This window comes from Pseudomonas sp. R2-7-07 (assembly GCF_003852355.1).
Taxonomy (GTDB): Bacteria; Pseudomonadota; Gammaproteobacteria; order Pseudomonadales; family Pseudomonadaceae; genus Aquipseudomonas.
In genome coordinates this window covers 3,922,715-3,937,751 of the sequence record NZ_CP027759.1, presented here as the reverse complement: position 1 = coordinate 3,937,751, position 15,037 = coordinate 3,922,715, and the positions used below count along the sequence as shown (strand labels likewise).

Sequence of the window (15,037 nt, the reverse complement as noted above, 5' to 3'; positions counted from 1 at the left end):
AGAGTGTAGAGATTCTATGGTGTTGCGAAGTTCGCGGCATAATGCGCGCTTAATCCGTGCCTTTTCTAATCACCCGCATCTTTCATGAAGGGTTCAGCATGCACGTACTGGTCTGTGAAGACGACGAACTGATCGCCAGCGGCATCGTGGCCGGCCTCACCGCCCAGGGTTTCACGGTCGAACGCGTGGGCACAGCGGCGGCGGCCAGGGCGATGCTCAGGGCGGCGACCTTCGACATCATGGTGCTCGACCTTGGCCTGCCCGACGAGGACGGCCTGAAACTGCTGCAACAACAGCGCAGCCAGGGCCTGGAAATTCCGGTGCTGATCCTCACCGCGCGTGACTCGGTGACCAACCGCGTCGACGGCCTGCAGGCGGGTGCCGATGACTACCTGCTCAAGCCCTTCGACCTGCGCGAGCTCGCCGCCCGCCTGCAAACCCTGCTGCGCCGCGTGGCGGGGCGCAGTGTCAACCTGATCGAACATGGCCGCCTGGCGTACGACCCCAGCAGTCGCGAGACTTTCCTGGGCGGCCAGCCGGTGGACCTGTCGCGTCGTGAACAAGCGCTGTTGCAGGCCCTGCTGCACAACAAGGGCCGTGTGCTCTCCAGCGAGCAGCTCAAGGACAGCGTCTACGGGTTCAACGACGAACTGGAAAGCAACGCGCTCAATGTGCATATCCACCACCTGCGGCGCAAATTGGGCAATGGCATCGTCGAGACCGTGCGCGGCCTCGGCTATCGCCTGGGCCCGGCCGATACAGGAGAGGATGCTTCGTGATGAGCCTGCGCCTGCGCCTGACGTTCAAGCTCGGCGCCGCGTTTGTGTTGATCTGGGCCCTGGCGGCGGCCTGGATGCTCAACGACCTGCGCAACCAGATGATGTTTTCCCTCGACCAGCGCCTGGTCGCCTCGGCGCGTATGGTGGCCGGGCTGACCGAACAGATGCCGGGCCTGGCCAGCGTCGGTGCCGGCACCCATTTGCGCACCGAACAACTCAATGTACCGGGGGGCATGGCCTGCCAGGTCAGTTCCCTGCATGGCGAAATCCTGGCGCGCAGCCATACCACGCCGGATGAGGGGCTGGAGTCGCGCAAGAGCGGTTTTCGCGACCAGATGATCGATGGCGTGGGCTGGCGCAGTTTCACCCTGTCCCGTGGCGACCTGCTGATCACCACGGCCGACCGTCAGGTGGAGCGTGAGGCGCTGAACCTGTCGATCCTGCTGGCGGCCTCAGTGCCGGTCGGCGTGGCCTTGCTGGGGTGCCTGTGCTTGCTGTGGCTGGGCATCGGCCAGAGTCTGGTGCCGCTCAATCGCATGCGGGACGCCTTGATGCGCCGCAGCGCCGACTCGCTCGAACCGCTGCAGATCCACCCGCTGCCCAGTGAACTCAAGCCGTTGCTCGACACCCAGAACCAACTGTTGCAACGCATCGCCAAGACCATCGAGCGCGAACGCCGCCTGACCGGCGACGCCGCCCATGAACTGCGCAGCCCGTTGACCGCGATCAAGACCCACCTGCAAGTGGCCCGCATGACCGAAGGCGCGGCGCGTGACCAGTCCCTGGCCCACGCCGAGGAAGGCGCCGACCGCTTGCATCGCACTCTGGAGCAACTGTTGCTGCTGGCGCGGGTAGAGGGCAGCTTGTCGTTCGATGACGGTTTGCAGTCCAGCGCCGAGGACGTTGCCAGGCTGGCGATCCAGGACGCCAACGCCGGGGACAATTCGCGCATCGACCTGGTCCTGGCGGACAGCCTTGCCGCCACCCCGGTGGACATGCCCGTTGGCCTGGCCGTCGCGGCCTTGCGCAACTTGCTGGACAACGCTCTGCGCCATACTCCGGCCGATACCCGGGTGGAGCTGAAGGTGTCGTCCAGCGCTGACAAGGTGATATTCCGCGTGCGTGACCATGGCCCGCAGATATCCAGCGAAGACCTGCAATACCTCACCCAGCGCTTCTGGCGCAACGGCAGCAGCGAAGGCTGTGGCCTGGGCCTCGCGATTGTTCAAGCGATCGTCCAGCGCTGCGCTTGCTCGTTGACGTTCGACAGCCAGGCGGATGGCCTGCGGGTTGAATTGGGCATGCCGCTGCGACGCTGACTTTTCTGCAAGTGCCAAATAGTTACCGCCCGCTTGAAGCTCACGCCTTCAGGATGGCGGTAATTTTTTTGCGCTTGAAAGGGCCGAATGATTCGGCCCGTACTGAAAAGGACGGATCTTATGTTGGTCATCGATACCAGTTTCCCTGCCAGGGACTTCAACGAACGTAACGGCGAGCCGGTGGGGCAAGTACTCTTGCATTACACCGCGGCGCCCTTTGTCTCGTCCTTGCGCACCCTGACCCAGAACGGGGTCAGCGCTCACTATCTGCTGCCCGATCCTGACGAACCGGCCTACCGCGCCGCCGGCTATGACGAACTGCGCGTGTTTCGCCTGGTGCCCGAGGACAAGCGCGCCTGGCATGCCGGGGCGAGCCATTGGGATGGGCGGGATAACCTCAACAGTCGCGCGATTGGCATCGAAATCGTCAACCTGGCGCGCGATGACAAAGGCGTGTTCACCTTCCCGGCGTATCGCGAGCAACAGGTGGAGGTTTTGATTACGCTGGTGCGCGATATTCTGGAGCGTTATCCGCGGATCGGACCGGTGGATATTCTCGGGCATTCGGATGTGGCGTACTGGCGCAAAAGCGACCCGGGGCCCGAGCTGCCTTGGCGCTGCCTGTATGAGGCCGGAGTAGGCGCCTGGTTTGACGAGGCAACCCGAGCGATGTACCAACGCCGGTTTAGCCTGGGGTTACCGCCGGAGGTGGAGGTAGAGCGGGCCTTTCAGCGGTATGGCTACAAACCGGCGTGGAACCGCCAAACCTTTGAACAGCGGACACGGGCGTTTCAAATGCACTTTCGGGCGCGGGATTACGCAGGGCTTCTGGATGCCGAGACCTGCGCGATCCTGTATGCGCTCAACGACAAATACCGCGGGCTTTGAAACCAAACGCCATTCAAATGTGGGAGGGGGCTTGCTCCCGATAGCGGAGTGTCAGCTAACCATTGGCTGCCTGATACACCGCCATCGGGAGCAAGCCCCCTCCCACATTTGATTTGCACACGTCTGTAAATCTGACCAGGTCCCTAAATCCCCCCGCACCTGATGCGTCTTCAGAACATGAAGTCCGTGCGCATTCCCCGCCCCCCACGGATGACCACCATCACCCGCGTATTGAGGGATCGAGAGATGTCAGTCGCCACCAGCCCCATCGAAGCCGCGCCTGTGCACGTCAGCGAAACGCTCTACCAGTTCGACGACAGCCCGTTGCTGGCTCGCCAACGCCAGCAGGAGTCCAATGCCCGCAGCTACCCGCGGCGCATTCCCCTGGCGCTCAAGCGGGCCAAGGGTATCTATGTCGAAGATGTGGAAGGCCGCAGTTTCATTGACTGCCTCGCCGGCGCGGGCACCCTGGCGCTCGGCCATAACCACCCGGTGGTGATCCAGGCCATTCAACAAGTGTTGAGCGATGAGTTGCCGTTGCACACCCTGGACCTGACCACGCCGGTCAAGGATCAGTTCGTGCAGGATTTGTTCGGCCTGCTGCCGCCGGAACTGGCGCGCGAGGCGAAAATCCAGTTCTGCGGACCCACCGGCACCGATGCGGTGGAAGCGGCCTTGAAGCTGGTACGCACTGCCACCGGGCGCAGTACGGTGTTGTCGTTCCAGGGCGGTTATCACGGCATGAGCCAGGGCGCGTTGAGCCTGATGGGCAGCCTCGGGCCGAAGAAGCCGCTGGGCGCATTGCTTGGCAACGGCGTGCAATTTTTGCCATTCCCCTACGACTACCGCTGCCCGTTCGGCCTGGGTGGCGCGCAGGGCGTGCGGGTCAACCTGCATTACCTGGAAAACCTGCTCAACGATCCCGAAGCCGGCGTGTTGCCGCCGGCAGCGGTGATTGTCGAAGTGGTGCAGGGTGAGGGCGGCGTGGTCCCGGCCGATCTCGACTGGCTGCGCGGGCTGCGGCGTATCACCGAACAGGCGGGCGTCGCGCTGATCGTCGATGAAATCCAGAGTGGCTTTGGCCGCACCGGCAAAATGTTTGCCTTCGAACACGCGGGCATCATTCCCGACGTGGTGGTGATGTCCAAAGCCATTGGTGGCAGCCTGCCGCTGGCAGTGGTGGTGTACCGCGACTGGCTCGACACTTGGTTGCCGGGCGCCCATGCCGGGACCTTCCGTGGCAATCAGATGGCAATGGCGGCGGGTTCGGCAGTGATGCGCTACCTCAAGGAGCACGACCTGGCCGCCCATGCGGCGGCGATGGGCGAGCGCCTGAGTGAACATCTGCGTCTGCTGCAGCGCGACTTCCCGCACCTGGGAGATATTCGCGGGCGTGGGCTGATGCTCGGCGTGGAACTGGTTGACCCGGATGGCGTGCGCGATATCCAAGGCCACCCACCGGTGCATCGCCAGCTCGCGCCGTTGGTACAACGTGAATGCCTCAAGCGCGGCCTGATCCTGGAGCTGGGCGGGCGGCATGGCGGCGTGGTGCGTTTCCTTCCACCGCTGGTGATCACCGCCGCCGAGATCGACCGGGTCGCCGAGATCTTCGGGCGCGCCGTGGCGGCGGCGCTCGCCAGCCTCTAATTTTCCCGGCCCCTGAAACGTTTCTAGAGATATCAGCGCTGCGCATGGTGCGCGGCCAGCCTTTGAGCGACGGAGAACCGCAATGACCTCAGTATTTGACCGCGACGACATCCTGTTTCAGGTAGTGGTCAACCACGAAGAACAGTATTCGATCTGGCCCGACTACAAGGCCGTGCCGGAAGGCTGGCGAACCGTGGGCAAGAGCGGCATGAAGAAAGAGTGCCTGGCCTATATCGAAGAGAACTGGACGGATATGCGTCCGCTGAGCTTGCGCCAGAAGATGGATGGCGCTGCACTCGCGTAAGCGCCGCGCTTCAAATGTGGGAGGGGGCTTGCCCCCGATAGCGGTCTGTCAGTCAGCTTATTTTTCAGCTGACCCACTGCCATCGGGAGCAAGCCCCCTCCCACAGTTAATTTGTACCGTCCTGCGGTTTGTCTTTCTCCAATCCTCCCGTCACCACCTGCACACTCAAGCGCGGTGTCGCCAGGTCGAGCCCGGCTTCATCCAGATGCCGCTTGAGTGACAGGTTGAACGCCCGCGACACTTCCCACTGCTTGATCGGCGCCGTCTTGAACCGTGCGCGCAGGATCGCGCTGCCCGATTCAAAACTCTCCACGCCTTGAATCTCCAGCGGCGACCAGATATTGCGGCGTTGCAGTGGATCATTGCGCATGGCGTGGCCGACATCGCGCATCAGCTTGATCGCGTCGTCGATCTCCATGTTGTAGGGGATCGCCACACGGAAGATCGCGTAGCCGAATTCCCGCGAGTAGTTCTTGATGCTCTTGATCTCGCTGAAGGGAATGGTGTGCACGATGCCGTCGATATCGCGCAGGCGCACGGTGCGGATGGTCAGCCCTTCGACGGTGCCGAGGTGGCCGCCGACGTCCACGTAGTCATCGATGGCCAGGGAGTCTTCGATAATGATGAACAGGCCGGTGATCAGGTCGGCCACCAGCGACTGCGCACCGAAACCGATCGCCAGGCCGATTACACCGGCACCGGCCAGCAGTGGCGTGACGTTCATGCCCATGTTCGCCAGGGCGACGATGGCGGCGATGATAAAGATGGTCACGAACAGCACGTTGCGGATCAACGGCATCATGGTTTGCGCCCGCGCGTTGGCCAGGCCTTTGCGCGAGCGGGTCAGGGCGTGATGGATCGCGGTGTCGCTCAGAATCCAGATCAGCCAGGCAAACAGTAAAGTCCCGCCGAGGCTGAACAGCTTGACGCTGATTTCATGGCCGTCGCCTTCGGTAAAGCGAATCAGCGACAGGCCCCACACGCGCAGGCCCAGTTCGATAAACACCAGCCACACCGCCAGGTGCGCCAGGGTGTAGACGAAGCTTTTCAGGCGGTCGGAGTACAGCGCATGGCGCTTGTGCCCGCGTTGCGGCTTGAGGGCGTGGCGCCGCACCAGCCCGTTGATCACCATGCACAACACCAGCAACACGGTGCACAGCAGCGACTGGCGCAGGGCGGTGCTGGTGTCGCCGGCGGACAGGAAGGTGGCGAACAGCGAAATACCCACCAGCAACAATGCCGGCAAGTACCAGAAAGTGCCGATGATCGACAGGGTATCGGTGAGGGCGCGGCGCGTCAGGCGGCGCGACAGTGGCTGGTTACGGATCAGGTGAGCGATCGGCCGACGGAAGCGCAGGATAAACACGCCAGTGGACAGCGCCGCCATCACATTGGCCACGGTTGCAGCCGTATGAGCCAGGTGCTGGCCGAGCGCCGTGACCAGCCGCGGGTCGCTCAAGGCTTCACCAAAGGCGGCGAAACTGCCGATCCACCACAGCGGGCGAAAGGCCTGATGGCGCAGGATATACAGGGCGCGATGGCGGTGCGGGCCGTCCAGCAGGGAAAACGCAATCACGCAGATCGCCGAGAAACAGGTGCCGACGACCAGGGCGTAAGCCAGCACCATCGCCAGGGATTTGCCCAGGGACGAGGGCAGGGCGTAGCTCAGGTAAACCGTGATCACCAGGGCGATCAACCACGGGCCGAGTTTGCGCAGGGCGAAGCGCAGCATGTCCCAGGTGCGTGGGTGTTGCGGAAGCTCTTCAGGCAGGCCGAAGCGTTCGCGCACGCGGTGACTGAGCCAGATCAGCGCGGCGGCCAGCAGGCTCCATACCGCCAGGATCACCGCAAAACCAAAGATGATCGGCAGCCATTCAGTGGCCGGCAGCATCAGTGCGCTGAGTTCGTCCCTGGCCAGGTCGACTTCATTGGACCAGCGGCCCAGCGGGCTGTCGGCGCCGGAAAACTGCTGTTCAAAGCCCGACAGCGTGCTGCCGATCAGGCCGAGCACACCGAGTTCGGCCGCCGGCTGGGCTTTTTGCGTGGCGGCGCGCAGTTTCTTCAAGTCGCTCAGCAACTGGGTGCGCTGCTGATCGTTCTCCAGGGTCTTGATCACCTCGTCCAGCGACTGCCCCAAAGGCACCTCGGCCTGGGGCTGGGCTTTGTTGGAGCTGCCCAGCATTCCGGGCAAGCCCACGGCTTGGGCGCAGGTGATAGGCAGCAGCGTGAGCAGGGCGATGAGCAGGTAGCAGGGCAGGGCAAACAGACGGGAAAGCACGAGGCAGTCAACCTTGAAAACGACGAATTGGCCGAGTGTACGAGGCCGCTATGCCAGATGCGAGCGCATTTGTTATTCCGCCAGTTTGGCGAGGATCTTGTACACCACAGTGCCCAGGATCAGCAGCATGCCGACCCACATGCCGAACACGCCAAGGGGTTTGTCGCGAAAGTTGAAGCCGACGGCGAGCAGGAGCATGCCGATCATGATCGGGATAAGCATGGCGTGGAAAGAGGACATGGAGATCATCAGGCGACGGCCTTGTCGGAGTGGGAGTTCTGACAAGTCTAGGTCGGATCGGGGGAAATGCAGGTGATATGGATCAGGTGCACGCATAACCAATGTGGGAGGGGGCTTGCTCCCGATAGCGGTGGGTCAGTCAACAGATACTTTGACTGACACTCTGCCATCGGGGGCAAGCCCCCTCCCACATTTTTGACTGAGTCAGCCTGGCAAATCAGGGCAGGTCGCGGCTGGCGTAGAACGCGCCCAATACCTTCACCAGATGCGCCAAGTCATGGCTACCACACAGCTCGCGGATGGAATGCATGGCAAACGTCGGCAGGCCGATGTCCACGGTGCGCACACCCAGGTGGCTGGCGGTGATCGGCCCGATCGTCGAACCGCAGCCCATATCGCTGCGCACCACAAAGCTCTGCACCGGCACTTCCTGGGCCATGCACAGGTGGCGGAAGAACCCGGCGGTTTCGCTGTTGGTCGCGTAGCGCTGGTTGCTGTTGACCTTGATCACCGGGCCGGCGTTGAGCTTGGGACCGTGGTTGGCGTCGTGTTTTTCAGCGTAGTTCGGGTGCACGCCATGGGCGTTGTCTGCAGACACCAACAGGGATTTCTGAATGGTGCGTACGAATTCTTCACCTTCTGGCAGCAGGCGACGCAGGGTCTGTTCGAGCATCGGGCCATCGGCGCCGCAAGCCGAGCAGGAGCCGACTTCTTCATGGTCGTTGCACACCAGCACGCAGGTTTCATCGGTGTCGCTGGTGAGCAGGGCTTGCAACCCGGCGTAGCACGACAGCAGGTTGTCCAGGCGCGCACCGGCAATGAAGTCGCCATTGAGGCCAATCACCGCAGCGCCTTGAGTGTCGTAGAAGCTCAACTCGTAATCGAGTACCACGTCGGCGTTCAGCCCATGCTCGCGAGCCAATTGTTCGGTGAGCACGGCGCGAAAGTCCACGCGCTCGTCACCGGCAAACTGCGCGAGGATCGGCGGCAGTTCGGTCTGGGCATTGATCGCCCAGCCCTGGTTGGCCTCACGGTTCAGGTGGATGGCCAGGTTGGGAATGATGGCGATCGGCAGCTTGAAGTCGATCAGCTGGCTTTCGACCTTGCCATCGCGGCGGAACGTGACGCGGCCGGCCAGGGACAAGTCGCGGTCGAACCACGGGGCCAGCAAGGCGCCGCCGTAGACTTCCACGCCCAACTGCCAGAAACCCTGGCGTTGCAGCTCGGGCTGGGGCTTGACCCGCAGACACGGGCTGTCGGTGTGGGCGCCGACCATACGGATGCCGTCTTGCAGCGGCGAATGGCGGCCCAGTTTGAACGCGATGATCGAGGAATCGTTACGGGTCACGTAATAGCGACCGTTGGCTTCGGTGGCCCAGGTGTCACGCTCGTCGAGACGCTGGTAACCGGCCGCTTCCAGGCGCTGGGCGAGGGCGGCAGTGGCATGAAAAGGAGTAGGGGAGGCCTTGAGGAAGTCGATCAGGCCTTGATTCAACGCATCGCGCATAAATAGCTCCAGACAGCAATGCGCGGAGTTTACCGTCCGAGGGCAAGAAGTGCACAGAACAAATGTGGGAGGGGGCTTGCCCCCGATGGCAGTGGGTCAGTCAACAGATTCAGTGACTGACACTCCGCTATCGGGGGCAAGCCCCCTCCCACATTTGACCGTATTCACAATCTAAAAAGGCGCCGGGCACTCGAAGCGCAAGCGCTCGTGGCTTTGTGGGTGAGTGAAGCTCAGCATGCTCGCGTGCAGGCACAGGCGCGGCCAGGCGGCGAGGGCCTGTTCGTGGGCATACAGGCCATCGCCGAGCAGCGGATGGCCGATGGACAACATGTGCACGCGCAACTGGTGCGAGCGCCCGGTGATTGGTGTCAGTTCGACGCGGCACCAGTCGCCGCAACGTTCCAGCACCTTCCAGAAAGTCAGCGCGTGCTTGCCGAACTCATGGTCGACCACATGGCGCGGCTTGGTCGGCGGGTCATAGCGCAAGGGCAGGTCGATGCTGCCGCTGTCCAGTTCCGGCTGGCCCCAAGCCAAGGCGGTGTAGGCCTTTTCTGTTTCGCGGTCGTGAAACTGGCGTGACAGTTCGCGGTGGGTATCAGCGTCCCGCGCCAGCAGGATGATGCCCGAAGTTTCCCAGTCCAGGCGATGGACGATGCGGGCTTCGGGGTAGCCGTTTTCCTGCAGGCGGGTGATCAGGCAGTCCTTGTTGTCGTCGGCGCGGCCGGGCACCGAGAGCAGCAGGGTCGGCTTGTTCACCACCAGGACAGCGTCGTCCTGATGCAGAATATGGATGTTGGACAGCGGCATTAAACAGCCTCGTAACAAACGCCAACGGCGGCTCGCCCACCCGGTTCCCGAAAAGGGATCAAGGTGATCGAGCCGCCGTGGCGGCCGCCTGTTCGATCAACGATCAGGCAGGGTGATATTGAGTTCCAGAATCGAGCAGCTGCCGTCATTTTCCAGGGCGACATGCACGTCATCGTTGCCGATATTGACGTACTTGCGGATCACCTCGACCAGTTCCTTCTGCAAGGCTGGCAGGTAATCCGGGGTGCTGCGTTGGCCGCGTTCGTGCGCCACGATGATCTGTAGACGCTCTTTCGCGACCGACGCGGTACTTGGCTTTTTGTTGGCGCGAAAGAAGTCGAGAAATTTCATTGTTCAATTGCCTCCAAAGATACGCTCGAAGAATCCCTTCTTCTTGACATCGAGGAAGCGGTGTTCCACGGTCTTGCCCAGCAGGCGATCCACAGCATCGCTGTACGCCTGGCCGGCGTCGCTCTGGTCGTCGAGAATCACCGGCACGCCTTGGTTGGACGCTTTCAGCACGGCCTGGGATTCCGGGATCACACCGAGCAGGGTCACCGCGAGGATGTCCTTGACGTCTTCAACGCCGAGCATTTCGCCGTTGCTGACGCGCTCAGGGTTGTAGCGGGTCAGCAGCAGGTGTTCCTTGATCGGCTCTTCGCCTTTTTCGGCGCGCTGGGACTTGCTGGCCAGCAGGCCGAGCATACGGTCGGAGTCGCGTACCGAGGACACTTCCGGGTTGGTCACCACGATGGCTTCATCGGCGAAGTACATCGCCAGGTGAGCACCGGTTTCGATACCGGCCGGGGAGTCGCATACCACGTATTCGAAGGTTTCTTTCAGTTCGGCGAGGACTTTGCCTACGCCTTCCTTGGTCAGCGCATCTTTGTCACGGGTCTGGCTGGCGGCCAGCACATACAGGTTCTCAAGGCGCTTGTCCTTGATCAGGGCCTGTTGCAGGTTGGCTTCGCCGTTTACCACGTTGACGAAGTCGTATACCACGCGGCGTTCGCAGCCCATGATCAGGTCGAGGTTACGCAAACCCACGTCGAAGTCGACGATGACTGTCTTGTGGCCGCGCAGAGCGAGGCCGGTACCGATAGCGGCGCTGGTGGTGGTCTTACCCACACCACCCTTGCCGGATGTAACCACGAGAATCTTGGCCAAGGTGTTTCACCCCTAAGGAAAAAGGACTTTTGGTCCCTGAAAAACATCTCTTGAAACTCGCTGCAGGCGGACAGCCTTTGTAGGAAGAAGCCAGGATTTTTCCGGGGAAAACACCAACTTCATATAGTCCTACGCAAGTATTGCCGGTTTCGCTTTGCTATCAGAGCCTAGAGATGCTTGGAAAATGCGGCAGTATCCGTTAAAGACGAATGATGTTCAACACATCGCCCGACAGGTTGACCTGTACCGAAGCCCCCCACAGCGGATCGCGGCGCAAGTCTTCGGACACCTTGTACTGACCCGCGATGGAAACCAGCTCAGCGGTCAACTGCTGGCAGAAAATACGCGCCTTGGTATCACCCTTGATGCCGGCCAGGGCACGTCCGCGCATCGGGCCGTATACATGGATATTGCCATCGGCGAGAAGTTCCGCGCCGGGGCTGACCGAGGACACCACCACAAGGTCGCCGCCCTGGGCGTAAATCTGCTGCCCGCCGCGCACGGGCGAGGTGATGATCTTGGTCGGCCGGATCGTGGGTTCCGGTGGTTTTTCCGGTTTTTTCTTCTGTTCACCGACCAATGGTTCGAGCGGACGCTCGCGCGCGCCGGACGGCGGCAGTACTGGCAGTTCAATGGCGATGGCCGCGGCAATGTCTTCGATACGGCTGGCGCGAATCGCCAGGGTACGCAGGCCATGGGAGCGGCACACGCGCATCAGCCCGGGCAGGTCGATGACGCCCTGGCCGGCCGGCAGCTTGTCCAGGGCCAGCACCAGCGGGGCATTGTTGAAGAAATTCGGCGCCAGGGCGACCTTGGCGGCCAGTTGGCGGTCCAGGGCGTCGAGGTCATTGCGGGCCAGTTCCAGCACGGTAATGGCGAGCATGCTGCCTTTCAGCTGGAACACGGGATCTTGGTCTAGCGGTTCGGTTTGGCTCATGGTCGGCAAAGCGGCTTGTCACGAAAAGTGTCGAGACTTATAACGAGAACACTCACCCGCCGCAAGCCGAGTCGAACCGTTGTAGAATGCGCGGCCCTTGTCTTTACCGGAATCTGTAATGGATCGCCCGCGTTTTCGAGCTGTATTTCTTCACCCGCGTTTTTGGCCATTATGGCTGGGGCTGGGCCTGCTGTGGCTGGTCACCCAACTGCCGTACCGCGTGCTGCTGACCATTGGTCGCCTGCTGGGCGCGGGCATGTACCGCGTGGCCGGTGAGCGACGCCGCATCGCCGCGCGCAACCTGGAGTTGTGCTTCCCGGAAAAATCCGCCAAGGAGCGCAAACGCCTGCTCAAGGAAAATTTCGCCTCCACCGGTATCGCCTTCTTCGAGATGGCCATGAGTTGGTGGTGGCCCAAACCGCGCCTGGCGCGCCTGGCCCATGTGCAAGGGTTGGAGCATCTCAAGCAGGCGCAATTGGACGGCAAGGGTGTGATCCTGATGGCCTTGCACTTCACCACCCTGGAAATCGGCGCTGCCCTGCTCGGGCAAAAGCACACCATCGATGGCATGTACCGCGAGCACGGCAACCCGCTGTTCGACTTTATCCAGCGCCGTGGCCGGGAGCGCCACAACCTCGATTCCCTGGCGGTGGAGCGCGACGACGTACGCGGCATGCTCAAGCTGCTGCGCGCCGGCCGGGCGATCTGGTACGCGCCGGACCAGGACTACGGCGCCAAGCAAAGTATCTTCGTGCCGCTGTTCGGCATCCAGGCCGCCACTGTCACGGCCACCAGCAAGTTCGCGCGCCTGGGCAAAGCCCTGGTGGTGCCGTTCACCCAGGAACGCCTGGCCGATGGCAGCGGCTACCGACTGGTGATTCATGCACCCTTGACGGATTTCCCCGGCGAGACTGACGAAATCGACTGCCTGCGCATCAACCAGTGGGTCGAAGCCTCGGTGCGCGACTGCCCCGAGCAATACCTGTGGACCCACCGCCGCTTCAAGAGCCGGCCACCGGGTGAACCCAAGCTGTACGAAAAACGCCGTCGGTAAGACTTACCTTTCCCATATGGAGTGACGCAATGCGCCCAGCTGAACCGGTCACAGGCTTGATTCTTTCCGGCGGCGGGGCGCGAGCGGCGTATCAGGTTGGAGTGTTGGCGGCGATCGCCGAATTGCTGCCGCCGGGGGCGCCGAACCCGTTTCCGGTGATCGTCGGCACGTCGGCCGGGGCGATCAATGCGGTCACCCTGGCCAGTGGCGCGACGGACTTCACCGCCGCTGTCCAGCGCCTCACCGCATTCTGGCAAGGCTTTCGCAGCCACCTGGTGCTGCGCAGCGACTGGCCGGGCGTGGTCCGCCAGGCCAGTCGTTTCCTGATTCATAGCCTGTTGGGCCTGGGCAGGCAGCTCCCGGTGGCGTTGCTCGACAGCTCACCGCTGCGCGATCTGCTGCAGGACAAGCTGCACCTGGCGGGCATTGACGACGCCATCCGGCACCGGCATCTGCACGCCGTGGCGGTCACCGCGTTCGGCTATGAATCCGGGCAGGCGGTGACCTTCTATCAAGGCGGCGGCACCATCGAACCCTGGCTGCGCCATCGGCGCATTGGTGTGCCGACGCCACTCACGGTGGAACACTTGCTGGCCAGTTCGGCGATTCCCTTGCTGTTCGCCCCGGTGAAGCTCGACCAGGAATACTTCGGTGACGGCGCCGTTCGCCAGTCGGCCCCGATCAGCCCGGCCCTGCACCTGGGCGCGAGTCGCGTGCTGGTGGTGGGCGTCAGCGGTAACCCGCGCGGCAATGAACCCTCGATGCAACGCACCTACACCGGCCAGGAACCGACGCTGGCGCAGATCGGCGGGCACATGCTCAACAGCACGTTCATTGACAGCCTGGAAAGCGATATCGAATTGCTGGAACGCTTGAACCAATTCAGCCATGTCTCGCCGGGGGTGGCGGCCGTGGAGGTGCTGGTGATTGCGCCCAGCCAGCCGATCGACGAAATCGCGGCCCGGCATCGGCAGGAATTACCAGCGGCATTGCGCTTGTTTTTGCGCGGGCCAGGGGCGACCAAGACCAGTGGGGCAGGGGTGTTGAGTTACTTGCTGTTCGAGGCGGGGTATTGCAGTGAGTTGATCGAGTTGGGGCGCCAAGATGCGTTGGCCAAGCGCGAGGAGATCACCCGGTTCTTAGGCCTGCCACTTATCTAAATGTGGGAGGGGGCTTGCTCCCGATAGCGGTGGTTCAGTCACTGATAGGTTGACTGACACACTGCCATCGGGAGCAAGCCCCCTCCCACATTGGTTATGCGCCGTTCAATCAGAAGTGATACTTGACCAGGAAGCTTGCGGTGTCCTGAGTCGTCTTGAAGGCGCCGCTGTCCTCGATCCCGTACTTGTTCTTCCAGTAGTCGTATTCAAACCCCACATACAACTGTTTGTCGCCCCAATGCAGCGCCTTGCCCAGATCGTATTTGACCTGTGGGTTGAAGTGCAGGTTGGCGTGATAGGTGCCACGGGCGTTCTTGTCGTTATCCACCACCCAGTCCATGAAACCGTCGATCAGCACATCGGAGTTGCCCACAGGAAGGGTGTACGACCACACCGGCGTGATTTGCCACACGCCGTCGCCGGGGCGATTGCCTTCGGTCTGGCGCTGGTAGAAGTTCAACTGGAAGTAGTCGAACCCCGGAATATTAAAGTCAATCGCCGGGCCCAGCAGGTACGACTCGTTATCGCCTTCGCCGAACTCGTAAGTGAAGGCCAGCAATACATCTTTGATCGGGCCGAATGACAGGTCTTTATCCAGAATCTTGCCGAACGACAAACGTGGGCTGAACTCGCCGTAGTAAGTATTCGGACCGACGTTGCCGTCTTCCTTGCCGTTGTAAAAGATGCGGTCAAGGAAGAAGAAGTTGTCGCCGTACTTCCACGCGTCGGCATGTTCGAACGTGACGGTTTGCTGGATCTGCGGGTTGACGGTAAAGCTTTTGCCCCATAGATACGTCAGGCTGTTGTTCTGCCACTGCAGCAAATCACCGGCCACGGCTTGGCCATCGGCCAGCAGGGATCCCGCCAGCATCAGGCCTTTGAACATAGGTTTCATTCGGTGCTCCCGAGTTAAAGTTTTATGTTTTTTCTAATCTGGCGCTCTGGTGTGG

General features: G+C 61.9%; 15 protein-coding genes. 7 read left to right on the top strand and 8 right to left on the bottom strand.

All coding sequences use genetic code 11. The features are described from left to right. The first annotated feature begins 98 nt into the window (after window positions 1-98). The 5 genes from C4J86_RS18030 to C4J86_RS18010 all read left to right on the top strand — a co-directional run bounded on the left by C4J86_RS18030 (window position 99) and on the right by C4J86_RS18010 (window position 4,937). A complete protein-coding gene (locus C4J86_RS18030) occupies window positions 99-779 on the top strand; it encodes a response regulator (protein ID WP_124371392.1) in 681 nt (226 codons plus the stop codon). Continuing rightward, a complete protein-coding gene (locus C4J86_RS18025) occupies window positions 779-2,098 on the top strand; it encodes an ATP-binding protein (RefSeq protein ID WP_124371391.1) in 1,320 nt (439 codons plus the stop codon). Before C4J86_RS18030 ends, C4J86_RS18025 begins: the two co-directional genes overlap by 1 nt. A gap of 120 nt (window positions 2,099-2,218) precedes the next feature. Next, on the top strand, window positions 2,219-2,986 hold the full coding sequence (locus C4J86_RS18020; RefSeq protein WP_124371390.1) for an N-acetylmuramoyl-L-alanine amidase: 768 nt from the start codon (window positions 2,219-2,221) through the stop codon (window positions 2,984-2,986). A gap of 246 nt (window positions 2,987-3,232) precedes the next feature. After that, a complete protein-coding gene (locus tag C4J86_RS18015) occupies window positions 3,233-4,633 on the top strand; it encodes an aspartate aminotransferase family protein (RefSeq protein WP_124371389.1) in 1,401 nt (466 codons plus the stop codon). Window positions 4,634-4,715: 82 nt separating this feature from the next. Then, on the top strand, window positions 4,716-4,937 hold the full coding sequence (locus C4J86_RS18010; RefSeq protein WP_057721389.1) for an MbtH family protein: 222 nt from the start codon (window positions 4,716-4,718) through the stop codon (window positions 4,935-4,937). A gap of 106 nt (window positions 4,938-5,043) precedes the next feature. On the opposite strand, the gene C4J86_RS18005 is transcribed toward C4J86_RS18010, so the two are convergent. The 7 genes from C4J86_RS18005 to minC form a co-directional block, all read right to left on the bottom strand. Beyond that, window positions 5,044-7,215 (bottom strand): mechanosensitive ion channel family protein, encoded by a 2,172-nt coding sequence (locus C4J86_RS18005; RefSeq protein WP_124371388.1) that lies wholly within the window; start codon window positions 7,213-7,215, stop codon window positions 5,044-5,046. A gap of 72 nt (window positions 7,216-7,287) precedes the next feature. After that, window positions 7,288-7,455 (bottom strand): hypothetical protein, encoded by a 168-nt coding sequence (locus C4J86_RS26890; protein WP_164485221.1) that lies wholly within the window; start codon window positions 7,453-7,455, stop codon window positions 7,288-7,290. Between the two features lie 217 nt (window positions 7,456-7,672). Next, a complete protein-coding gene (locus C4J86_RS18000) occupies window positions 7,673-8,962 on the bottom strand; it encodes a M18 family aminopeptidase (protein WP_124371387.1) in 1,290 nt (429 codons plus the stop codon). Between the two features lie 171 nt (window positions 8,963-9,133). Continuing rightward, a complete protein-coding gene (locus C4J86_RS17995) occupies window positions 9,134-9,769 on the bottom strand; it encodes an RluA family pseudouridine synthase (RefSeq protein ID WP_124367815.1) in 636 nt (211 codons plus the stop codon). Between the two features lie 96 nt (window positions 9,770-9,865). Further along, complete coding sequence (gene minE, locus C4J86_RS17990) at window positions 9,866-10,120, bottom strand: cell division topological specificity factor MinE (RefSeq protein ID WP_003175252.1); 255 nt, start codon at window positions 10,118-10,120, stop codon at window positions 9,866-9,868. 3 nt (window positions 10,121-10,123) lie between these two features. Continuing rightward, window positions 10,124-10,936, bottom strand: coding sequence for a septum site-determining protein MinD (gene minD / locus C4J86_RS17985; protein ID WP_124363734.1), 813 nt, complete (start codon window positions 10,934-10,936; stop codon window positions 10,124-10,126). A gap of 199 nt (window positions 10,937-11,135) precedes the next feature. Continuing rightward, window positions 11,136-11,873, bottom strand: a complete 738-nt coding sequence (minC, locus tag C4J86_RS17980; RefSeq protein ID WP_124363733.1) for a septum site-determining protein MinC — start codon at window positions 11,871-11,873, stop codon at window positions 11,136-11,138. Window positions 11,874-11,991: 118 nt separating this feature from the next. Between minC and C4J86_RS17975 the strand changes: the two genes are divergently transcribed. Together C4J86_RS17975 and C4J86_RS17970 are read left to right on the top strand one after the other, a co-directional pair. Beyond that, window positions 11,992-12,927 (top strand): lipid A biosynthesis lauroyl acyltransferase, encoded by a 936-nt coding sequence (locus tag C4J86_RS17975; protein ID WP_124371386.1) that lies wholly within the window; start codon window positions 11,992-11,994, stop codon window positions 12,925-12,927. Between the two features lie 29 nt (window positions 12,928-12,956). Beyond that, on the top strand, window positions 12,957-14,087 hold the full coding sequence (locus C4J86_RS17970) for a patatin-like phospholipase family protein (protein WP_124371385.1): 1,131 nt from the start codon (window positions 12,957-12,959) through the stop codon (window positions 14,085-14,087). Between the two features lie 109 nt (window positions 14,088-14,196). Here the strand turns inward: C4J86_RS17970 and C4J86_RS17965 are convergent, their stop codons facing one another. Next, complete coding sequence (locus C4J86_RS17965; RefSeq protein ID WP_124371384.1) at window positions 14,197-14,982, bottom strand: outer membrane protein OmpK; 786 nt, start codon at window positions 14,980-14,982, stop codon at window positions 14,197-14,199. Window positions 14,983-15,037 lie beyond the last annotated feature (55 nt).